The sequence below is a fragment of the Desulfolithobacter sp. genome, from assembly GCF_054025815.1.
In genome coordinates this window covers 1-22,424 of the sequence record NZ_JBPMMS010000021.1, presented here as the reverse complement: position 1 = coordinate 22,424, position 22,424 = coordinate 1, and the positions used below count along the sequence as shown (strand labels likewise).

At 55.5% G+C, this 22,424-nt stretch carries 21 protein-coding genes; 10 read left to right on the top strand and 11 right to left on the bottom strand.

The features are described from left to right. Window positions 1-72: 72 nt before the first annotated feature. Together ACXJJY_RS05925 and ACXJJY_RS05920 are read left to right on the top strand one after the other, a co-directional pair. Window positions 73-714 carry a TIGR04282 family arsenosugar biosynthesis glycosyltransferase gene (locus tag ACXJJY_RS05925; RefSeq protein ID WP_456385952.1) on the top strand — a complete coding sequence of 214 codons (642 nt, stop codon included), beginning with the start codon at window positions 73-75 and terminating at the stop codon, window positions 712-714. Next, on the top strand, window positions 677-1,354 hold the full coding sequence (locus ACXJJY_RS05920; protein ID WP_456385951.1) for a TIGR04283 family arsenosugar biosynthesis glycosyltransferase: 678 nt from the start codon (window positions 677-679) through the stop codon (window positions 1,352-1,354). The genes ACXJJY_RS05925 and ACXJJY_RS05920 overlap by 38 nt, the downstream gene beginning before the upstream one ends. Here the strand turns inward: ACXJJY_RS05920 and ACXJJY_RS05915 are convergent. Next, complete coding sequence (locus ACXJJY_RS05915; RefSeq protein ID WP_456385950.1) at window positions 1,345-1,911, bottom strand: CvpA family protein; 567 nt, start codon at window positions 1,909-1,911, stop codon at window positions 1,345-1,347. The genes ACXJJY_RS05920 and ACXJJY_RS05915 overlap by 10 nt on opposite strands. Window positions 1,912-2,032: 121 nt before the next feature. Between ACXJJY_RS05915 and ACXJJY_RS05910 the strand changes: the two genes are divergently transcribed. Both ACXJJY_RS05910 and mutM read left to right on the top strand, forming a co-directional pair. After that, window positions 2,033-2,917 (top strand): 4'-phosphopantetheinyl transferase family protein, encoded by an 885-nt coding sequence (locus ACXJJY_RS05910; protein WP_456385949.1) that lies wholly within the window; start codon window positions 2,033-2,035, stop codon window positions 2,915-2,917. Next, complete coding sequence (gene mutM / locus ACXJJY_RS05905; protein ID WP_456385948.1) at window positions 2,901-3,743, top strand: bifunctional DNA-formamidopyrimidine glycosylase/DNA-(apurinic or apyrimidinic site) lyase; 843 nt, start codon at window positions 2,901-2,903, stop codon at window positions 3,741-3,743. The genes ACXJJY_RS05910 and mutM overlap by 17 nt, the downstream gene beginning before the upstream one ends. Window positions 3,744-3,970: 227 nt before the next feature. Here the strand turns inward: mutM and ACXJJY_RS05900 are convergent, their stop codons facing one another. The 10 genes from ACXJJY_RS05900 to ACXJJY_RS05855 all read right to left on the bottom strand — a co-directional run bounded on the left by ACXJJY_RS05900 (window position 3,971) and on the right by ACXJJY_RS05855 (window position 13,642). Further along, window positions 3,971-5,179 carry a molybdopterin molybdotransferase MoeA gene (locus ACXJJY_RS05900; protein WP_456385947.1) on the bottom strand — a complete coding sequence of 403 codons (1,209 nt, stop codon included), beginning with the start codon at window positions 5,177-5,179 and terminating at the stop codon, window positions 3,971-3,973. 59 nt (window positions 5,180-5,238) lie between these two features. Continuing rightward, a complete protein-coding gene (locus ACXJJY_RS05895; protein ID WP_456385946.1) occupies window positions 5,239-5,907 on the bottom strand; it encodes a methylenetetrahydrofolate reductase C-terminal domain-containing protein in 669 nt (222 codons plus the stop codon). A 98-nt stretch (window positions 5,908-6,005) separates the two neighbouring features. Further along, complete coding sequence (locus tag ACXJJY_RS05890; RefSeq protein ID WP_456385945.1) at window positions 6,006-6,416, bottom strand: hydrogenase iron-sulfur subunit; 411 nt, start codon at window positions 6,414-6,416, stop codon at window positions 6,006-6,008. A gap of 18 nt (window positions 6,417-6,434) precedes the next feature. Continuing rightward, window positions 6,435-6,995: a 4Fe-4S dicluster domain-containing protein gene (locus tag ACXJJY_RS05885; protein WP_456385944.1), complete on the bottom strand. Its 561-nt coding sequence runs from the start codon at window positions 6,993-6,995 to the stop codon at window positions 6,435-6,437. Between the two features lie 305 nt (window positions 6,996-7,300). Beyond that, complete coding sequence (locus ACXJJY_RS05880; protein ID WP_456385943.1) at window positions 7,301-7,534, bottom strand: hypothetical protein; 234 nt, start codon at window positions 7,532-7,534, stop codon at window positions 7,301-7,303. 74 nt (window positions 7,535-7,608) lie between these two features. After that, window positions 7,609-8,955 carry a sigma 54-interacting transcriptional regulator gene (locus ACXJJY_RS05875; protein WP_456385942.1) on the bottom strand — a complete coding sequence of 449 codons (1,347 nt, stop codon included), beginning with the start codon at window positions 8,953-8,955 and terminating at the stop codon, window positions 7,609-7,611. Then, window positions 8,948-9,541, bottom strand: coding sequence for a hypothetical protein (locus tag ACXJJY_RS05870; RefSeq protein ID WP_456385941.1), 594 nt, complete (start codon window positions 9,539-9,541; stop codon window positions 8,948-8,950). The genes ACXJJY_RS05875 and ACXJJY_RS05870 overlap by 8 nt, the downstream gene beginning before the upstream one ends. 11 nt (window positions 9,542-9,552) lie before the next feature. Next, on the bottom strand, window positions 9,553-10,992 hold the full coding sequence (locus tag ACXJJY_RS05865) for a sensor histidine kinase (protein ID WP_456385940.1): 1,440 nt from the start codon (window positions 10,990-10,992) through the stop codon (window positions 9,553-9,555). Window positions 10,993-10,998: 6 nt separating this feature from the next. Next, window positions 10,999-11,931, bottom strand: coding sequence for a VanZ family protein (locus tag ACXJJY_RS05860; RefSeq protein ID WP_456385939.1), 933 nt, complete (start codon window positions 11,929-11,931; stop codon window positions 10,999-11,001). Between the two features lie 4 nt (window positions 11,932-11,935). Then, a complete protein-coding gene (locus ACXJJY_RS05855) occupies window positions 11,936-13,642 on the bottom strand; it encodes a bifunctional sulfate adenylyltransferase/adenylylsulfate kinase (RefSeq protein WP_456385938.1) in 1,707 nt (568 codons plus the stop codon). 700 nt (window positions 13,643-14,342) lie between these two features. Between ACXJJY_RS05855 and ACXJJY_RS05850 the strand changes: the two genes are divergently transcribed. The 6 genes from ACXJJY_RS05850 to ACXJJY_RS05825 all read left to right on the top strand — a co-directional run bounded on the left by ACXJJY_RS05850 (window position 14,343) and on the right by ACXJJY_RS05825 (window position 22,175). Next, window positions 14,343-14,597, top strand: a complete 255-nt coding sequence (locus ACXJJY_RS05850; protein ID WP_456385937.1) for a ComEA family DNA-binding protein — start codon at window positions 14,343-14,345, stop codon at window positions 14,595-14,597. Between the two features lie 363 nt (window positions 14,598-14,960). After that, entirely contained in the window at window positions 14,961-15,872 is a 912-nt protein-coding gene (locus ACXJJY_RS05845; RefSeq protein ID WP_456385936.1) for a hypothetical protein, read from the top strand. 74 nt (window positions 15,873-15,946) lie between these two features. Then, complete coding sequence (locus ACXJJY_RS05840) at window positions 15,947-18,115, top strand: tetratricopeptide repeat protein (RefSeq protein ID WP_456385935.1); 2,169 nt, start codon at window positions 15,947-15,949, stop codon at window positions 18,113-18,115. Between the two features lie 131 nt (window positions 18,116-18,246). After that, window positions 18,247-19,044 (top strand): cyclic di-GMP-binding domain-containing protein, MshE-related, encoded by a 798-nt coding sequence (locus tag ACXJJY_RS05835; RefSeq protein ID WP_456385934.1) that lies wholly within the window; start codon window positions 18,247-18,249, stop codon window positions 19,042-19,044. A 176-nt stretch (window positions 19,045-19,220) separates the two neighbouring features. Beyond that, window positions 19,221-20,402: a PKD domain-containing protein gene (locus ACXJJY_RS05830; RefSeq protein ID WP_456385933.1), complete on the top strand. Its 1,182-nt coding sequence runs from the start codon at window positions 19,221-19,223 to the stop codon at window positions 20,400-20,402. 24 nt (window positions 20,403-20,426) lie between these two features. Continuing rightward, window positions 20,427-22,175 (top strand): fibronectin type III domain-containing protein, encoded by a 1,749-nt coding sequence (locus ACXJJY_RS05825; protein ID WP_456385932.1) that lies wholly within the window; start codon window positions 20,427-20,429, stop codon window positions 22,173-22,175. The last annotated feature ends 249 nt before the right edge of the window (window positions 22,176-22,424 follow it).

The following is a 22,424-nucleotide window of genomic DNA, read 5'->3' as shown; positions in this document are numbered from 1 at the left end:
TCTCTTTCCACCTCGGCTGTCCGGGCAGGTCTTTTCATTGGCTTTTCAGCGGGAGTATTTTACCATGACACCATGGATACACCCCTCGCAGAACATCTCATTATCTTTACCAGATATCCCCGGCCGGGTGAAGTCAAGACCCGGCTGATTCCAGCCCTGGGCCCGGAAGGAGCGGCAGACCTGCACCGAACGCTCACCGAACGGATGGTGGCAAGCGGCCAAACACTTGCACGCCGGCGGCCGGTTCAGCCGCATATCTTCTTTACCGGCGCCGACATGTCGCTGATGGAGCAGTGGCTGGGCAGGGAGGTGACCTACCATCCCCAGCAGGGAGCAACCCTGGGCGAGCGCATGGCCCATGCCATGGAAACCCTGCTCGAAGCCGGGGCCAGGCGAATCCTCCTGGTCGGTTCCGACTGCCCGTTTCTCGATCCCGACCCGCTGGCCGGCGCCCTGGACAGCCTCCACCACCGGGATACGGTGCTCGGCCCGGCTGTGGACGGCGGCTACTATCTCATCGGTATTCGCAGGGGAGTAAACATCCAGGCGCTGCGGTACCTGTTTAAAGATATTCCCTGGGGCAGCTCCCGAGTCTTCGCCCGGACCATGGAGCGGATCCGGGAAGCCGGCCTGAGCTGCTCTCTTCTTCCACCACTCCGCGATATCGACCGACCCGATGACCTTGCCCATCTCCATCATCATCCCGGTATATAACGAGGCCGGAACCATTGCCACCACCCTGGAACAGCTGATCCCGTACCCGGGAAAGGAGATCCTGGTGGTGGATGGCGGCAGCACGGACCAGACCCGGGACATCATCGCTTCCTTTCCGGTGCGACTGCTCAGCGCTCCGGCCGGGCGCGGGGTCCAGCTGCACCGGGGTGCCCTTGCCGCCCGGGGGGAGATACTGCTCTTCCTTCATGCCGACACCCTGTTGCCTGGCGACTGGGTCACCCAGGTGCACGAAACCCTGGCCAGCCCCCGGACTGCGGCCGGTGCCTTCCGGCTCGGAATCGACTCTCCGGAAAAGGGCTTTCGGCTCATCGAGCTGGGGGCCAACCTCCGTTCACATCTGCTGCAGAAACCCTACGGTGACCAGGCTCTGTTCATGCTGAGAGAAACCTATTTTCAGGCAGGCGGCTTTCCGGACTGGCCACTCATGGAAGACGTGGCCCTGGTCCGGCACCTGCGAAAGATCGGCCGGATTCGGCTTGCCCGGGCCAGAGTCACCACCTCGGCCCGCCGCTGGGAACGGCTGGGACTTGTGCGGACCACTCTGCGCAACCAGCTTATCCAGGCGGCCAGCCTCCTGGGAATCTCACCCGGGCGGCTGGCCAGGTGGTATTATTCCTGATACTGGTCATAATGCTCGGGACCAGGTTCCGCCTTGATGGCCGGCTCTTTGGGCAGAAAGAGCGCCCGGACCTGGGGATCATTGAGCAGGCCATTAAGGATATCGGCTCCCCGGGCCAGGCAGGGAGAGGTAAGGGATTTGCGGAGCAGCTCGTTTGAGCCGGAAAGGCTGGAAGCCAGGATCATGTACATGAGAGAGACAACCACCATCCCCTTGATCCCGCCAAGCAGGAGACCGAGAAAGCGATCGAACCAGCCAAGCAGGGAAATCTCCATGACCCGGCGCAACACCTTGCCACTGAGAATAAAGAGCATGGCCATGACGAGGAAAAGCAAACTGAAGCTGACCAGGAAGATCAGCTTGGGATTATCCATCACCCGGCTCACATAGGGTTCGAGCTCGCTGGTATATCTGCCGGCAACCCAGTAACTGCCCACCAGGGCCAGAAAGGCTGCAAGCTGACGCATGAAGCCAATCCAGACCCCGCGGATGAGAAAAAAGAAAAAAATCAGTGCGACAATGACGTCAAACGAGGTGATATTGCCAAGAAAATCCATAAGAAACTCTCAGAAAGAGAAAATGGTGAAGGCGCAGCCACAAAGTTTCGGTATTATAGCCTGAAAAACCACCCGAAGCATAGGTTAAAAAGAACCGACAACCTCCTGTTCAGCTGCCACAATGGCAAACGATGAAAAACAAAACAAGCCTGCCGCCGACGTGATCGGGAAAGCCGCTACATGCCGCCACTCAGAGCCGGAATCAAGACGGGAACCTCTTCCCTTCCCCTCCTTGATGTCCCTTTCTGCGCCGTGGATTTCCCGGCAGGACAATCCTGTCCGACACTGCATCACCCTGGCACCCCAAAAGATCCTGCACCATAACCACTCGCCAAAAGAAGTGCTGGGCAGGCGGGAGCTGGCGCATTTCCACAACTTCTCCAGGGAAAAACGCCGCCGGGAATGGCTTGCCGGCCGGATCTCTGCCAAGCTGGCAGCCCTCACGCTGCTCGGCCAGAATAGAGCACCACTGCCGACCCTGGCCATAGGCACGGAACCTGGCGGACGTCCTGTTCCCATGGGGCACCAAAGCAGGACTGATCAGCCACTGTTCCTCTCCATCACCCACTCGGGAGACCTTGCGGGCGGCATGGCGGCCCACGTTCCCTGCGGCCTGGACCTCCAGGAAATCAGCGCCAGAGTCACAGGTGTCCAGGAGCGGTTCACCGGCCCGGAAGAAAAAAAAATATTGCTCCAAATAACAGATGTCCAGGAGAAGAAACTGCTGACCATGATCTGGGCAGCCAAGGAGGCGATCAAGAAATGCTTCCTCCATGACCGCTCTGCTGTTTTCGGGGAGACCAGCCTCATCGCGGCCCGGCCCGAAAAGGAGGGGATTCTCCTTGTCTTGCGAATCCTGGATCTTGCCCCGGCGGCCGAGGTCATGCTGTATGACCTTGAAAATTATATCCTGGCCGTAACCTTTGACATCTCAGAACCGGTGCCAGCTGACCGGTCAGGGCCACCCTTACAAAAGGACTACATGATCCATGCCAGAACTTCCTGAAGTTGAAGTAACCCGCCAGGGCCTGCTGCCACACCTGCCGGACCGACGAGTCGTCCGGGTCAGCTGGAGCGACAAAACGCTCCGTTTTCCCATTCCCGGAGAACTGCTCGCGCGGGAGGTCAGCGGCCAGCGCATCGAGACCATTGACCGGCGGGCTAAATACCTGCTCCTGCGGATGAGCAACAGGGCCGTGCTGGTCATCCACCTCGGCATGACCGGTCGACTGGGCCTCTTTTCAGCCAACTCCCCCCGGGAACGCCATGACCACCTCCACCTCCTGCTCGACAACGACCTGGAGCTGCGTCTTAATGACAGCCGCCGATTCGGCAGCGTGGAGGTCTGGCCGGAGAAACAGGCCCGGGAGATGGAAGATAATTTTTCCGCCACACTTGGTCTGGAACCACTGGAGCGCGGCTTCACCGGCGAAGCCCTGCATCGGCTGGCCACAGGGAAGCGACAGCCGGTTAAAAATTTTTTAATGGACAGCCGACGCGTAGCTGGTATCGGCAATATCTATGCCAATGAAATTCTTTTTGCCGCCAGGATACACCCGGCCACCCCGGTCAACCTTCTCAACCGGATCCAGTGGGAACAAATCGCCAATGCCACACCCGAGATCCTGCAGGCAGCCATCAAGGCCGGCGGCAGCACAATTTCCGATTTCCTGGGATCCAGTGGCAAACCAGGCTATTTCCAACTCCAGCTCAGAGTTTATGACCGGACAGGAAAACCCTGCCCGTGCTGCCGGTCGCCCATTGAAAAGACAGAGCTTGGCGGAAGGACCACTTGGTTCTGCCCTTCCTGCCAGCGGCACAAAGCGATATAAGCGACAGACTCCGCACCCCATCACGCCTTGAAGATGGCTCAACCAAACGCAAAGACCAGGGTGGCAGCAAGAGGTGTCTATATACAACCTGCCTATGAGCCGGTACTTCAGAGCAGTTTTCGGATGCAAATCGCACGATGGGCACAATAGATCAGCCCTGCTGATCCCGGAGGATAAGCCGTGGAAAGACGCGTATCCGGCAGGTTACGCTGGTTGATGGTGAGGGATCAGGCCAGGGGACCGACCAGGTGCAGGGACACGGTTTCACCTGCATCGTACTTCTTCTTGCGGCCGGAAAAGAGCATAATAGCATTGACCCGATCCTGGAATCCGGCCTGGCGGGTAACAAGCCGGCCATCCTGAAGAGTGGCAACCGCACCCTTCAAGTTCATAACGCCCTGTCCGCGCAGGCACAGAGGCTCACTCAGCAGGGCCCGAACCCGGAGGGGCAGTGGGCGGGAAAATCCCTGCAAGCTCCGCAGCCCTGGCGCGACCAGCTCGTGATAGAGCAACCGAACCGCCGGAGGTGGACCGGGCAGGGCAAAACAACGCACCCTTCCCAGCAGGCCAAAGAGTGTCGCCTTGCCGGGCCGAACCCGGAGGCTGTTATAGAGCACCTCGCCGCCAAGCTCCTGAAAAACCTGCTCGATGAGATCAAACTTCCCCGGCCCCATGCCACCGGTGGTCACCAGGACATCGGGCTCCTGTCGCAGGATAGCCCGGATGGCCGAACCAATAGCCCTGGCCTCGTCCGGTACCGGATCTGCCACCTCGCAACCGGTGCCGTCTGCTTCCAGCAGACCTGAGAGCAGAACCGAATTACCCGATATCTTCTGCCCGGGCATGATCTTGCCACCCGGCTTGACCAGCTCACTTCCCGTACACAGCAACCAGACCCGAGGCCTCCGGTAGACCGAAACCTCGTGATACCCGTTCTCCGCCAGGAGCAGAGAGTGATCCGGCTGCAACCTGGTACCCCTGGAGACAAGGAGCCGGCCCCGCCCCATGACACTGCCCTTTTTTCGAATAAAGGTCTGTTTGCGCCTGAGGGCACTCACAGGTATCACCACCCGCTCACCTTCTTCACGACAATCTTCAAAGGGCACAACCCGTTCGCAACGGTGCGGAACCATGCCACCGGTCATGATGCGCATGACACAGCCCGGGTCCAGGGAGCCGCTTTCCAGGGTACCGGCGGCAATCTCCCCTGTCAGGCGAAAAGTGACGGCCTGATCCCGCAACTCTGTCGCACTCATTCCGGGCACGGCGAAACCGTCACGGGTTGATTGGGAATAGGAGGGCTTAGGACGGGTACTTTTAAGTGATGCGGCCAGAACGCGGCCATATCCGTACTGAAGCGGAAGGGTGGTGGTGGAGAGCGGCGCACAATAGGCCAGGACAAGGCGCTGCGCATCCCGAAGCGATAACTCAGTCATTTCGGAATGCGCAGGTCACGATTTCTTTCAGATGCCTCGAGGCTGCCTTGCGACAACTTTCAAACGGTCAAATCTTCCCGAACCTGTTTTCGGGGGCCACCGTGACCGGCTGTGGACCAGTCACGAATGGGTGCGGAATCAACCAGTTCCTTTTGCCGCTCAAGCCGTCCCATGCGGTCATAGATCATCTGCCAGACACAGTCCACCTCCGGATGGATCTCGCAATGGCCGTCAACAGAACCGCCACAGGGACCGTTCATCAGGCTCTTGGCACAACGGGCCACCGGACACAGGCCGCCGGTGAGATGCAGAACACAGTCTCCGCAGCCGGCACACTGCTCACTCCAGATCCCCTGCTCGGCGGAACCACCAAAAAAGGTGGTGTTGAGAGCGGGAAAGACATTGTCCTCCGGACGCAGGTTGGCAATAAAGTTGACCCCGACTCCGCAGGCCGTGGAGACAATGGCATCATATTGACCCTTCCAGGTATCGATGCCGTCCACATACTCCCGATCACACTGACGCACCAGCGAGCCCTCGATCACCTCGGCGTCTCGACCGTTTTTCTTCATGCCAAGGCGGATAAGGGAGGCCAGGATCTCCGCTTCCCGTTCGCCACCGGCCGAGCAGACCGTAACACAGCCCCGGCAGGCCAGAACCAGAATCTTCGTACAATCCTTCACCATATCCAGTATTTCAGAAAGCGGTTTTCGCTCGGCGACAATCATGAATAGCTCCTGTGGTTCGTCACTCTGTCGCGCCTGGCCGGGCAAGGTTGGCCAGCACGTGCACGTGTTCTTTATTCAGGTACTTGTGGGTACCTCGGTTACTTAAAAGGGCTGGGTCCCAACCCCTGGATGCGCTCGTTCATTTCCCGGGCAGCATCGATGAATTCGGGATGCAACCCGCGGGACAGATGATACATTTCCACCCTTTCCGGTTCCACATCAAGCTCCTTCAGCGCCTTGCGGACAGCGGCCACCCTCTTGGCGGCCCGCTGCGAACCTTTCACATTGTGGCAGCCATCGACCGGACAGCCCACTACATAGACGCCATCGGCACCGTCTTCAAAGGCTTTGAGCAGGGTAACCTCCTCGAGCTTGCCGGTGCAGGTCACCCGTGTCAGGCGGATATTTTCAGGGAAACCAAGCTCGGCGAGCTCCTTTCCCTCATGCACACAGCCCTGCTGCGAGGTGTAATGACAGCTGAAAACACGAATATCTGGTGTAAAACTCATTTCTCGTTCCTCGTCGTATCAGGTGCCGCAGGCAGCGATCAGCCTTTCGTCTTCAGACTCGTTCAGCACGATTGCCTGAGCAGGACATTCCGCAACACATATGCCGCACGCCCGGCAGGCCTCCACATCGATAGCGGCAAAGCCACCCTTGTCAATTTTCGGAATATCCCAGGGGCAAACCCTCACACAGGTCAGACAGGAGACACAGAGATCACGCTGTACCTGGGCGGCCTTACCCTTTTCCACCAGGTCCTGCAAAGAGACAAAACCCTTTTTCAGGGCCAGACGGGAAAGCGCTCCCATGATATCGGCAAAGCTGACATCCTGTGGACAGACAAAGACACAACTGCGGCAGCTGGAACAGTACCAGAGCAGATCCGACTTCAGGAGCCGCTCCTCCATGCCCATACGAACCATGTGGATTATCTTGCGGGGATCAAATTCCGGAATGGCCTGGCTGACCGGGCAGGCGCCGCTGCAGGCACCACAGGAAAAACAACTGTTAAGATGTGCTCCTCCGGGCTCGGCAACAACCTCTGTGCTGAAGGCCGGGTTCATCTCCATGGTTTTTTTTGACATACAAACTCCACAATCCAAAGTTACATCGTGTGCACGACACTCAGGCATACAACTGTACACCGGCGGACTGCCTGCTATCCATTAATGACAAGAAAGGGGGGAAAGATGGCCGATACGGTCTGGCACAACGTACGACAATGCCAATGTTCGGCCCGAACCAGGCGAATCACCCTGATTCAGGTTCGAGAAAGACTACTGTATACAGCACCATCTGTCAATTATTTCGACAGAATTAATCATGGGAGCCGTTAAAATACGACCTGATTCCCTGTTTCCAGCGCAGCCGTCACACTCCGACGATGTGGCTAATTTGGGCAGAGGAGCAGAGTGTTGATGACCGAAATCAGGGCCTGCCGACTCTCCAGGCTGGCCAGGCCAGCTACGGCCAGATCGGGGATATCCACCGGATAGGGTGAAGAAAGGACCTCTCCGGATCCTGCTCCCGGATCATCCTGGCAAAAAACAAGTCGCGTTTTTGCGACAACGTCATGCGGCTCTGGAGCGCCCGTTTCCCACTGAGGGATGAAATAAAGTCGCATTTTTGCGACAATGACTGGAAAGCAGGCCCATCGGCCAGATCCGGCCGGAGGAAGATGGCCGCGGGCCGGCTGGCTCAGGACTTGAACAGAGACGGCACTATATGGTGCCTGTTAAGAAGCTTGTAGAAATCGGTCCGGTTACGGTGGGCGATACGGGCAGCCTGGGAAACATTGCCCCGGGTGGTCTGCAGGAGCTGAACCAGGTACTGCTGCTCGAACCGGCGGCGGGCCTCGGCCAGGGGCAGGATCTTTTTCTGGTGCTGCTTGATTGCGTCATGGAGCAGGTCTTCGGAGATAAGCGGCGAGGTGGCCAGGGCCACTGCATGCTCGATGACATTGTAGAGTTGCCGCACATTGCCCGGCCAGGCCGCATCGAGCAGGGTCTGCATGGCGTCCGGGGTGAATCCCTTGACCTTCTTTTCGCCGTTTCTGGAAAGTTGATCGATAAAGTATTCAGCCAGCACGGGAATATCCTCTTTGCGCTCGTGCAGGGGAGGCAGCTCCAGGCCAACCACGTTGAGGCGATAGAACAGATCTTCACGGAACTGTTTTTTCTCAATGGCCTCTTCCAGGTTTCTATGGGTGGCGGAGATGATGCGCACATCCACCGGCACAGGCTTGGTGGACCCCACCGGCCGTACCTGGCGCTCCTGCAGGACCCGCAGCAGTTTGACCTGCAGGTGCAGCGGCATATCGCCAATTTCATCGAGGAAAAGCGTTCCCTTGTCGGCAGAAAGAAACAGCCCGGCATAGCTCCTGGTAGCGCCGGTGAACGACCCCTTGACATGGCCAAACAGCTCGGACTCTAGCAGGGATTCGGGAATGGCAGTGCAGTTCACCGGTATAAAAGGGCTGTCTTTACGGGAACTTGCCCGATGGATGGCAATGGCAAGCAACTCTTTGCCGGTCCCGCTTTCGCCCCGGATCAGGACCGTGGCGTCGGTCTCTGCCACCAGCCTTGCCCGGGAGAGAAGCTCCTCCATGACCGCGCTCTTGCCGATGATGCCCGAGCGCCACTCTTCCTCATCCTCCTCGGACCTGACTCCGCCGGCAGACAGGCGGATGGCCCGGGCCGCTTCTTCAATCAGGTCCTTGCCGTCGATGGGCTTGGTGAGAAAGGAGAACACGCCCTGCCTGGTGGCTTCGACGGCCTCGGGGATGGAACCGTGGGCGGTGATGATGATCACCGGCACACTGCGGTTGCGCTCGCGCACCGCCTCAAACAGGGCCAGTCCGTCGATTCCGGGCATCCGCAGATCGGTTATCACCAGGTGCGGATTGATGATCGACATCTTGGCCAGCGCTTCTTCCCCGCTGAGCGCGGTTTCCACCTGAAAACCATGACTCTCCAGCCGAAGCTTCCAGAGACTGAGCAGATCGGCCTCGTCATCCACCAGTAAAATTGTGTGCCCGTCAATCATAACTACCTTTCCCCACTGCTGAATGTTCCCTGTTCTTTATGATGTTCTCAATATTTTTCAGCTGTTCGATCTGCTGCTGTAACTCGTGAATTCGTACCTCGCGCTGCTGCAACTCATTGTTTAATTCATCGATTTTCTGCTCCAGGTTCTTTTTTTCTTCCTTGAGCTTTTTCCTTCCAGACCAGCGCTGGATCTTGGCCTGGTCAAGGCGACCCGCCAGCGCCAGCAACCCTTTAAGATCAGCGCGGTTCCCGGGATGAGACTCGATATAGCTCTGCAAAACCGTGACCCCCATCCGGAACTGTTTGTAACTGGCCTTTGGATTCAGGCTCAAACAGATCAGACGGAGTTTGTCCTCGTCGGGCCGCTGGTCGATACCAGCAGACAGCGTCTTGAAATAGCGGCTGAACTCACTCTTTTTAATTCCCTGCAACTCCTCCATACAGGCAAGGATATAACTGGCATCGGTGGACTGAAACACCACCGCCGGCACCGATTTTCCGGCAGATACGTTCCCCCGAACCCCCAGCTCAGCACAACCGACGAGAAAAAAGGCCAAAAGAAGACAGATACTCATTGATTTCACAGGTTATTCCTTTATGAGGTCAGCGGCAGGATCACGGCAAACTTCGCCCCCTGGCGGGAGGACAGCAGGCGGATTGTGCCGCCGTGGTTCTGCACGTATTCTTTAGTAATAGCAAGTCCGAGGCCAGAGCCCTTGACAACCGTACTTTTCGCACTCTTACCCTGATAAAAAGGCGAAAAGATGCGGGACCGTTCCTGATCACGGATACCTGGACCATTATCTTCGACCATAACCGTGACCTTATAATCTTCCTGATGCATCCAGATGGAAATCTCTCCCTCATCGGCAACAAACTTTATCGCATTAGAGAGCAGGTTGTCGAAAATGGTCTTCAACTGGGTACGATCCCCGGAAACCACAGCCCTGAAGACCTGGACATTGAGCTTGATCCTGCGGGCAAGTATGGAGTTGCGCTGATCGGCAACCACCTCATCTATCACTTCATCAAGACGCACCGGTTTTTTCTCCAGGGGAATTTTTCTTGCCTGGGCCATGTTGAAATCAAGGATATTCTCGATGAGCTTCTGCAGCTTGGTACAATTTTTATCCAGAATCCTGACCACATCCTGCTGACGGCTGTTCATGGCGCCGACCACCTCCTCCTTAAGCAGACCGGCCCCCTCCTTGATCGAGGAAAGAGGGGTCTTGAGTTCGTGGGAGATATGGGCCACCAGCTTGATCTTTTCCCGATCCAGCTTGGCCAACCGCTTGCGAAGCCAGTCCAGTTTCTGTCCCAGGACCTCCAGATCCCTGGGCCCGGAAACGTGGATGGGGGTCTGAAAATCACCATCACCGAGTTGTTCGATACCCCGGTCTATCTGGGCCACCGGCTTGGAGATCAGGACCACGAACAGGGCGATAAGCAGGAGAGAAAAACCAATGAGGCCGGAAGTCTGCCAGGCCAACATCTGCTTGTTATCCCTCACCTTTTCCTTGAGCGCGTCAACCTCCGAGATCATCAGCTGGTTGCTGGCATGGGCCACGTCAAGGGCCAGGGCATTGAGGTCACGGTACCTGGCCAGTACCTGTTCCTGTTCCTTCTTTCGCAGTTCCGGGCCCGAGGTCATCCGGTTGAGCACCGCCACCTGGTACTGCTCCATGGCCCGCAACCTCTCCAGCTTTTCCTGGAGCCCGGCATCCTCACAGCCCATGAAAAAATGCTCCAGGATATCTGACACCTGCTCATGCACCTGGTTGACCTCGTCAAGCAGGGATGGCTCACCCAGCACGTTGTACAGCCTGGCCTTGCGCTCCTGGTCAAGGAGAAGTTCAACGAGGTGCCGACTGTTGGAAACGCGATCCACGGAACGATAGACGGCAAATGCGGACTGCTGCACCAAATCATCCATAACCTGCACCGAACTGTACAGAGCGGTCAAGAGCGGCAGGGAGACAAAGACAAAGCCGGTCAGCAGGAGGGCGAAAAAGGAGTGAGGACGATAGAATCTCACGGCATCTCAGTTGGAAAGATAAACATGATCAACATGGAGCACCATTGGTTTTGCACGTCGAATCACAAATATACCAAAACTTTCGATATACTGCATGTCCATTTCGCGTTCCGCCGGAGCAAACCGGACCTTCTCCAGGCTGATCCGCAGGTCATTCCATCCAGGATGGAGGATAAATTTATCGTAAAAGCGGTCAGAGAAAGCCTGGCCGGATTTACGGTGCCACCGGTCGTGGATCCGGCAGTGAAGGGTGACAGGCCCTGGCTCTGGATTGTACACGCTCAAGGAGAGCCAGCGGTATCCGCGCCAGTCATGGGGAAAGTAGAAAAGAGCTGTTCCCGAGTACATGGCCGTGCTGAGCTGGACCCGCATGGACTTTTTGCCGTGGCGGACCAGGGTTCGATCAAAGGCAAGCTGCCTCCCCTCGCGCCATCTTGCAAGTTCAAACGGAGTCTCGAAATCGGCAAGGACAGGGAACTGTTTTCTGGCGATCAGCTCGTCGATCAGCGCCCGGCAAAAGGGCCAGGCGGCGATCAGCAGCATGAGCAGTACACAGGCACGCAGCAGGGCAAGATACCTTGCCTTCCGACAGCAGAAAAAAACATAGGCCACCAGGCATCCGAGCTGATTGCGCAAGACATCACAGGGATCTGGATTGCGGCCGGTTATACCCTGCTGCAGAAACTCGACCCCGATCCCGAGCATCAGAACAACAACAAAGACGCCCACGAACAGCCGCAGGCCACAGCACGATTTTCCCCGGACCTGATAATACTGAAAGACGAGCCAGGAAAAACAACCGAAGAAAAGTGTATGGCCGAGATCCCAGGCTGCTTTAAAGGAACGGGCGGCATGGTATCCCGGTCCGCCCCAGAAAAAAAATGGAATACCGAAAAAAACAAGAAAAAGAACCAGCCAGTGTCTGTTTCTGACCTGCACGAAACTACCTGATGTACCCCTGCTCCTCGAGATAGAGAAAAATTTCCTGCACGGCTTCGGCAGGAGTCAGCCGGGTGGTGTCGATGATAATTTCTGGATCGGAAGGCGGGATATAGGGATCTGAGACGCCAGTAACCCCCTTGACCAGCCCGGCCCGGGCCTTGGCGTACAACCCCTTGCGGTCCCGCTGCTCACACACCTCCAGTGGAGTGGCGACATAGACCTCGATATAGCCGCCATAGCGACTGATCAGCTCACGGTTTGCCTGGCGGGATTCCTCATAGGGAGCGATGGGCGCACACAGGGCTATTCCACCGTTCTTGGTAATCTCAGAGGCTACAAACCCGATGCGGGTCACGTTGAGGTTTCGGTGCTCCTTACTAAAGCTCAGCTCCGAGGAGAGGTTTTTCCGGACAATGTCACCGTCAAGCAGGGTCACCGGCCGATCGCGCATCTCCATGAACCGCACCATGAGAACCTTGGCAATGGTTGATTTTCCCGAGCCGGAGAGCCCGGTGAGGAAAATAGTGAACCCCTGTTTGGAGCGGGGCGGAAAAGCACGCTTAAGTTCCCTTACCACCTCCGGATAGGAGAACCAGTCCGGAATCTCCAGCCCCCATTCCAGGCGCCGCTTCAATTCCTCGGAGGTGATGTTCTTGACCGTTTCATTCTGGACCTGGTCCAGAAACACGTACTGCGCCTTCTCCTCCACGTAGCCCATCTGTCGCTGCGGAACCATCCTGATGCCACATTCCTCACTGAAGGAATCCACCAGCTCCTGGGCTGCGTGGCGGGGATAGAACAGCTCCTGCCCGGTACAGGCAAAGGGATCACCATGGTCTTCCGCGACCATGAAATGGCTGCAACCGTAGTTCCGGCGGATCAGGGCGTGCCAGAGGGCCTCACGGGGCCCGGCAAACCGTTCGGCGAGCGGGGTTATCCCCAGCATGATCATGTTGTTGGGAAAATGCTTCACAAACTCCTGGTAACAGTGGACATGGGTGTAATGCTCCATGTTACCGGGATGCTCAAGCCCCACCACAGGATGGAGAAAAATAGAGGCTCCCGCTTCCCGGGCCGCCGCCAGGACCATTTCCCGGTGGGCGCAGTGCAGGTATTCCCTGGTGTGGAAGCCAAGCACCCGTCGCCAGCCGTACTGGGTAAAACGACGGTGCGTCTCCGAGGGCGTCAACCGGAGATCACGAAAATCATAATGAATGGGCAGGGTCACGCCTTCCACCGACCCGGCAACATAGTATTCTCCCACCTGCTCGTAGAGGGCCTTGACACCGGGATGGGCGGCCGGATCATCTGTCCCGTACACAGCCAGGGCCTCTGCCCGCTTGTCCGGACTCCATATTTCCTCAACGGTGAGTAGGGCCAGCAGAAACCCCTCCTGGTCATTGAGCGCCAGTCGCTGACCTGTCTGCAGTTTTTCAGCAAATTCGCCGGACACGTCCAGACAGACAGGTATCGGCCAGACCGTGCCGTCGGCAAGGCGCATTTTCTCAAGCACACTCTCGTAATCAGCCCGGCCCAGATATCCTGACAGGGGATAATAGGCCCGGTTGAGCAGTTGCTCCAGATCACATAACTGCCGGATATTCAAATCCAGGGAGACCAGCCCCACCGCTTCCTGGCGCAGCATCTCGGCCCGCCGGAAATGCACGACAAGGGTCTCGGAATATTCACTTGTGTTGTTTTTCTGCATATCCCTACTCTACTACCTGCTATTTTCTGAATAGTAAAAATCCGAGCCCGAAGGGGCCGGTTATTGAGTTAGTGCCTGTCCAGAAACGAAGATTTTCGTTCGAGATCAAGGAATGCGAAAAAAATAAGGCAGACATATACATGATATTCCAAGTATTATTTTTTTAGCATGACGCAGAGATCGGACGAAAAGACCGTTTATGGACAGGCACGAGTTAAGCTCACAGGACATAATTACAGAGGTACTCTACTCATGCCCGTGCTCGTGAACGTACACGTAAACGATATACCATGGCTGCATCAGGCGGAAGGACGCTGCTCTCCGGGCGTGTTCTCCGCCCGAAAGAAACACAGAACCAGCAACGCACCGACTCCCGTTACCCTGCATCCACGATTTCCGCGGAGAGACTGCGGGACCGTCGTGCACGTTCACGTTAACGAGCACGTTATCTTATGGCAAAGCCGTTCAACTATGACCCTGTCCTGAGGAGATGGCCTCCTGATATAGAATAAAAAGAAGCCATACCATGGCCCCAAAATTTTTTCTGAAAGGACTTTCACCGAAACTCATTGCAGGACAACGGAAAACCATAACACTTCAATTTTGTATACTTTTTACACCTTGACACCTCAAATGCCACGCCCATACACTAACACCATCCAACCTATCTCATGTACCATTTTTCACCACGGAGGTCTCCATGAAAAAAATCTCTCTTGCCCTCGTCCTGCTGCTTTTCCTGGCCACCGCCGCCTTTGCCAAGGTCAACATCAACACCGCCGACGCCAGAGAACTGGCCACTCTTCCTGGTATCGGAATGGTAAAGGCAGAGGCTATCATCAAGTATCGACAGGAAAAAGGCAATTTCAAAACCATCAAGGAACTCACCAAGGTCAAAGGCATTGGTGAAAAAACCATCAGTAAGATTCAGGATGAAATAACCGTAGAAAAATAACTGCACCACACCGCCAAGGGGGCAGTTCCCGCGCGGACCGCCCCCTGTCTCTGCTGGCTGTGACCTTTTCCTGCTGCAGCCTGAGTCTCGCCCTCCACCATGCCCGTTTGCCCCGGAAACTGGCACAGAGAACCGTCACGGACTTGTTTGCTGTATCTTACTCCAGGACCCATAACCTGGACAAAAATACCCCTTGCTCCAGGTCATCTTTGCAGATAAAATAGTCATTTATATTTTCACAGCGATACAGTATAGCTGTGCTGCCATATAGCATAATGCCGACAACGGCTCCCGACTCAGCAATCATTGCCGACACAATCTCACCCCACTCATACCGTGCTGATACTCCGCATCTTCCTTTTCATGAGCCTCGCCTGCGCCTGCTCATTATCCGCATTACTGCCGCCAGCCTGGGGCTACTACCTGGATCCGGCCGAGAACAGCCCGGCATTGCTGCGTGAAAACGCTCCTGCCCGCACAAAACAGGTTGCCTATACTGTGCAGGATAACCTGAACCTCTTTGCAGAAAAAACGATCTCGCCACCGATCCTGCTGCCAGCTTCGGACAACTTTGTTCCTGCCGACATGATCGAAAGCAACATGCCTGTCTTTTCCCTGTTCAGGAATCCGTTGACCGTGAGCCAGGACCCCTTTGCCAATTTTCTCTATGCCAACCTGCGCATCAAAAAACTCCTGGATGAATATGCAAAAATCCAGAAACGAGCCAAGGTGTTGCTCGGCAGCTCGTATCAGTCCGGCATGATTGACCTCATGACCAGCGCATCCGTCGACAAACAGCGGATACAGGCTATCAAAAACACTCTGGCACAGCAAAATAGCCTGGCATGGGAAGTTGGAAAACTCCGGCAACGGCTGGCAACCATCCAGGGGTCAGGATCGACCGGGGCTAAGCCGGTCCGACCCGGCCCCGGTCCAACACCGAACAACAGAAACACCATAGCGTCCTTCCATGAACTGCAAACCATGCTCACCAACAGTAGCCCACCGGGCCTGCCACCTGTCAATACGCAGGGAACCTATGGACGACCTGGCCCCTCTTATTCGTCGTCACAAACGAACAGACCACCGGCTCCTGACCATTCCCGCCCAACTGAAAAAATATCCTACGGCGGACCAGGAGATGTCACCCTCCCCTGGATCCTGGACCTGCCTTTCAAACTCTTTGACTTTGCCCTCTCCCACAAGGTCCTGTCCCTTGCTATCGGACTCATCTGCCTATTTTTTCTCAATATCATCTTTGGTTCCAGATCGTGAGACACTCGCTGGTTCGACAGTTCCAACATACGATTTCAGTTGTTTTTGACTCTTTCCGTGCAAGGAATGGCAACTTGTATTTTGCCCAAATTCCTTTCCTCGTATTGCTGATCGGAACAGCTTTGGCCTGCGCATCCTGCAGTGAGTCGCCGGAAAAGCGCTACCAACGGCTCAACAGCCAGGCACAACAGTACCTGGCCGCCAAACAGTATTCCCAGGCCATTGCCACCTGGAATGAACTGCTCTCCCTGAACCCGGACGCCCCGAATATTTATTACAACCTCGCAAAAACATACGAACTGAGCGGCCAATACCCCGAGGCCCTGCAGGCTTTCCAGAAACACCTCTCCCGGCACCCGGACTCGCAAGAGACACTGCGTGCCATCCTGAAAATACAACTTCAGATTTTCGATGTAGACGGAGCGCGCACCAGTTGGGAGAAACTGACAACGTTCCCCGATTCGGCGGCCAACCTGGTCCTCCACGGGGACCTGCTTGCGGCCCAGGAACGTTACCTCCCTGCCACCGAAGAATACCGGAAAGCCCTGGCCCTTGATCCGGACAATCAGATGGCCCTGGCCCGACTGGCCATTATCCTCCTGGGCCAGAATAAAACCGCAGAAGCGGCCGCCATCTATGAACAGTTGGCCGCTCAGCAGCCGAAATCACCGGGAATCCTCCTGCAGATGGGCAACTACTGGCTGTTGACAGGAGAGCGGGAAAAGGCTGATCGTTTTTTACAGCAAGCCCTGGACCAGGCTCCGAACAACCAGAACCTCCAGGTCCAACGGGCTGAACTGTATCTGGAGTCTGGCGACTATGCCAAGGCCGCGTCCATCTACAAAACGCTGATGGAACAAGCCCCCGAGAACCGTTTCTACAAGAAAATGGAACTGGAAAGCCTGCTCCTGGACGAACAGTTTGACCAGGCCAAGAGCCTGCTGGACACACTCTCGCCGGCAGAAAACCAGGACGTGGACTTTCTGCTGTTAAAGGGCAAATACTACCTGAATACCGGAGAGCACCTGGTTGCAGCCTCCCAGCTGGAACTGGCCCTGGAAAAAGAGCCGCGCCTGCCGATTGCCCACTACCTGCTGGCCCTTGCGCACCTGGCCAGCGGCCAGAACAACCTGGGCCAGAAGAGCCTGATCACATCATTGACCCAGAACTCCTATTTCACCGCCGCCGAGTTGACCCTTGCTGATTATTATTACAAAACCGGAGAGTACGACCTGGCCCTTGAGCATGTGCAGCGCATCCAGGAGCGGGAACCGGAAAATGCCCGGGCCTTCCAGATCCAGGGCAATATCCAGCTGGCGCGGAAACAATACAATGACGCCCTTACGGGATTTAACAGGGCCTTTCTGCTTGACCCGAAGCTGATCGCCCCCTTGTACTATACAAGCATCATTTCTTCGGCCATCGGCAAATCACAGGAGGCTCTGGCACTCCTCCAGGAGTTGATTGGCAAACAACCTGACCTGGCAGATGCCACTCTCCTCTACACCCGAATTCTCTGCCAGCAGGGCCGCCAGGAAGAAGCCCAACAATATCTCAGACAGGCCCTGTCCCAAACCGGGGCCACACCCTACCTGTACCATATCTACGGCCTCACCCTGTTATCCTCCGGCAACAAGAAAGAAGCCGTAAACGCTTTCGAACAGGCTCTGCAGACAAACCCAGAGATGAAAGAAACATACCTGCAACTTTTTAAGCTGTACCCTCAAAACTCAAGGAAACTCGAGCAGGTGCTCCTGCGGGCGATCAACCGTATTAAAAACTTCGAGGAAGCACAGATCAGGCTGGCATCGTACTATACCAGTACCGGTCAACCTGAAAAAGCCATTGACCTTCTTCAGGAAGCCCTGTCCCGCAGTCCGGACTCCCCCCTGCTGGCCAACAACCTGGCCTGGCTCTACCTTGAACATCAACCGGATAACCTAGACGAGACTCTCCGACTGGCAACGCTGGCCTATGACAGTCTTTCAGACAATGCGGCCATCTCAGATACGCTGGGCTGGGTTTATTACAAAAAAAACATGCCTGTCCGGGCCGGCTGGCTCCTGGAAGAAGCCGCCGGCCGTGAACCGGATAATCCGCAGATTCTTTATCATCTGGCCATGATCCAGCTGAAGCAGAAACAAGTTACTCTTGCCAAACAAAATCTGCTCAAGGCAAAAGCAAAGACCAGTGATTCCCACCTCCTCAAGACTTTAGAAGCAGTCATGCAATCTCTTCCCTGATCAATTTGCCTGCAGGTCTAACGAGATACAATCAGACACCTGAAAATACAGCCTTGCAAATGGACTCTCCATCAGCCTATAATCAGTATAGAAGCAACATCAATAAAAATATCTTTACCAGAAGGTGCACAATGGCGACAAAACAACGTCTTGGCGAACTTCTTCTTTCTGCTGGAGTCCTTACACAGGAAGACCTGGAGAAAGCCCTGCAGTTGCAGGCCGGAGGGAATCGCAGGCTGGGTTATCTTCTGATCAAAATGAATATTATCTCGGAAGAACAACTTCATTCGGCCCTGGCGCAACAGCTTGGCCTTGACATCGTCAAGGTAGAGGAGGAGTTCTCGCCAGAAGTCAAAAAGATCCTGCCGAGACATCTCTGCCGAAAATACAATGTGATACCACTCTCCACCGGCGAACACAACACGCTCAAAATCGCCATGATCGACCCCTCGGACAGCGAGGCGGTGTCCACCATAGAAAAATACACCGGCAAAGTTCTGGAACCCGTTCTGGCTTCCCACAGCGACATAGAATCTTCGATTACCAAACTGGTCCCCTGGTCCATCAGAGACCTTTTCAACAACCGAACGTCCACCCGCATTGCCGGAGTACTGGCCACCGCGGCCCTGATTCTCGTTATTGTCCTGATTCAGCAGTATTATAATGACAAAACCATGGAAGAGTACGGCAACATAACCCGTTCAGACACTGCCACTTCCTATGAAAACCACGAACTTGTTCTGAAGTTCGCAAACAACGGCAAGGCATCCCTTCTCGGACGCGGCGCCTATTCGTCCGGATACTATTCCATAACCTTTGACAACCCTGACCTGCTGAAAAAATTCATCCAAAGAAAAAAAGACGATTTTTCCGGCAAGCAACTATCATGGCTTCAATGGGCCATGGCCGAACAGCAACAGCCCAGATAGCCAGCAGGAGATGACATGTCTCTTCCTGCCTTCGTCTCAGGCCGCCTGCGGACAGCAGCCGAGGACCCGCTGACAACGGGACCAGCCACAGGAAGGTACATCCTGGCACGAATCCTGCTTAACAATCAGCGTGACACAAATTCTCTTTTCTGCAACTTCAACTCCCTATACATAACATGAGACTCCTCCTGCCGCTCCTCATACTCTTCAGCCTGATGCTCACGGGCCCGGCCCTGGCCGTGCAACGTCATATTGAAATCACCTGGACTGCGGCGCAATACTCTGACGTGGCCATCGCCGGCTATCGGCTGTATGACGCGGCAGGAAACAATGTCTGTGAAATCAACGATCCCACTGCGACATCCATGTTCTGCGACGTCGAGGTTGCCGACAACAGCACCTTCTTCACCATGACCACCTTCTCGACCACCGGTGAAGAGAGCCCCCACTCGCAACCGTTCACAGTATATTTCAGCGATGAGCTTATCCCCTCTATCCAGTATGCGCAGACCCAAAACTCTTTCACCTACTCCTTTGACGCCACAGGCTCAACCAGTAGCGGAAGCATCATAAAGTATACCTGGAATTTCGGAGACGGAAGTGCTCCCAGTTACGAATCTGTAACAGAACACACCTTTGTTGCTGCAGGAGAATACACTGTCTCCCTTACCATACAGGACGATACCGGCGCCATACAGACAACCTCGGTGCAAATTGCTGTGGCCGACCTCTCAAATCCCAACAATCCACCGGTTGTGGCAATATCCGCCAGCACCACCGTTGGCACCAGCCCACTGACCATCAGTTTCGACGGATCAGGCTCATCCGACCCGGATAACGATCCCCTGAGCTATGTATGGAATTTCGGCGACGGATCCACAGCAACAGGGGCCCAGGTCTCACACGTGTACCTGGCAGCAGGCAACTACACCGCCGAACTTACAGTTCAGGACTCTGCCGGAGCAACGGCCAGTGCCACCCTGCCGGTCATTGTTTCGGCCCCGACCGACACCAGCCCGACAGCCCCGGAGCCAACAGCCATAATTTCACTGGACAGTGCTACAGGCACGGCGCCGCTGTATGTTACAGCTGATGCCACCAGTTCCAACCCATCGGCAACAACAGGGACCATTGTCCAGTACAGCTGGAATTTTGGCGACGGCTCGACAGGAACGGGCTCAGTCGCAGGTCATACCTACAGCGCTGTAGGCACCTATACCATCACGCTGACCATCACCGACGACAGCGGCAAGCAGGACACCGCCACGGCCAGGGTACAGGTCATGACCGAACAACAGTATAAGGCCACTCGGATCCTGCCGGCACTTTACCAGCTTCTGTTGCTCAATAAAAACTAAGAATACCAACTCACTGGCTGAATAATGGGCAAAAGAAAACACTTCATAACACTCATCACGCTCTTCGCTTCGGTGTGCTTTCTCCTTTCGGCAATACCTTCTTTTGCCCGGGATGCCACGTTCACCTGGACCGCGAACCCCGAGCCGGTGGAAGGCTACACCATCTATTACAACGCCGGAACCTCTGGCCCCCCGTATGCCAACTCCATCGATGTCGGCAATGTAACGACCTACACAGTCACGAACCTGGACGACAACACGACCTATTATTTCACCATTACGGCCTATATCGGCACCGATGAAGGCCCGTATGCTCCGGAAGTCATCCTTGAGCCAGTCACCACCATTGCTCCACCTGCAGAGCCACCGGTGGCCCAGGACAGCTCTATCAACACCCTGGAAGACCAGGCGATAACCGGCACAGTCACCGCTACAAACTCGTCCGGACTGCCAATAACCTATCAGGTACAGTCTCTTCCCAGCCTGGGGACTGTCGCCCTGGATGGAACGTCAGGAAGCTATACCTATACGCCGGGTCCAAACGTTAACGGTAACGACACCTTCACGTTCGTCGCCATTGATGATAACGGTACATCCAACGTGGCCTCTGTCACCATCTCCATCACTTCGGTGAACGATCCGCCAACAGCAGGAAATATCACCATCTCAGGAACAGAAGACACCGTACTTTCAGGAAGCCTGGCTGCCACGGATGTAGACTCGACAACCTTAACGTACACCTTACGGTCCAACGTACAGCATGGGCTTGTTGTCATTACGGACAGTGCCAGCGGCAGCTTCATCTACACGCCAAACCCGGACTTTTACGGCACCGATTCCTTCACCTATTCCGTAAGCGATGGCAGCTCAAGCTCAAACACGGCAACGGTCTCGATCACCATCACGCCGACAAACGATCAGCCAACAGCCTACGATGTCTCCCTGAGCACAACTGAAAACACTCCGCTCAACGGCCAGCTCCAGGCCAGCGACCCGGAAAACGATCCGCTCGCGTACACTATCGTCAGCAACGGATCCCTTGGCACGGCAACCCTAACCGACCAGAATACCGGTGCGTTCACCTACACGCCAAATCAGAATGCCAGCGGAACAGACTCCTTCACATTCGCTGTCAGTGATGGCACCACAACCTCGAACACGGCCACTGTTACCGTAACCATTGCAACGACCAACACCCCACCAGTGGCAAACAATGGCACCATGAATGGAACCCGAGGCCAGTCGGTTACAGGTTTCCTCACAGCCGAAGACGCAGACAACGATACCCTGACCTATACCATCGTCTCGGATCCCCTGAACGCCGTAACCCTTACCAATCCGGCAACAGGGGAATTCACCATACTGTTGTCGGATACCATGGACACGTCCTATTCCTTTACCTTCAAGGCGAATGACGGCATCCAGGACTCCAACACCGCCACCATGACGGTTTCCATTACCGAGCCCACCGGCGATACGGTCACCTTCATCTGGAGCCCCAACCCTGAACCAGTGGCAGGATACAAACTCTATTACAAAACCGGCGAATCCGGTCCGCCATACGACGGTACTGGACTTCCAGAAGGGAACTCTCCCATAGACGTGGGCAACGTAACACGCTTTACCGTAAGCGGACTCGACCCACAGCTGACATACCGGTTCACCATTACTGCTTATACCAGTGATGGGCAAGAGGGAGAGTACTCTGGGGAAATAATTATCGGGAACAAACTCGTTGCACCCCAAATCAATAACATTATAGAAATGAGATAATAATTTTCTCTAAATCCGATTTAACCGGTAAAACAACCGACTAACCTTACACCCCTTTTCAGAAGATAACAGTCGATTGAAACAGCAAGCTAAATGTAAACGTGACCAGACCAGACGCGACCTGAGGTAGGTTGAAAAAAATGGACACCAATGTTTTTGTTATCTGACAAAACGGAGGTGTCAGCAATGGTAAAAGTTCCATACGGTCGGTATACCAAGGAGTTTCGTGAAGAGGCCACCTGTCTGGTC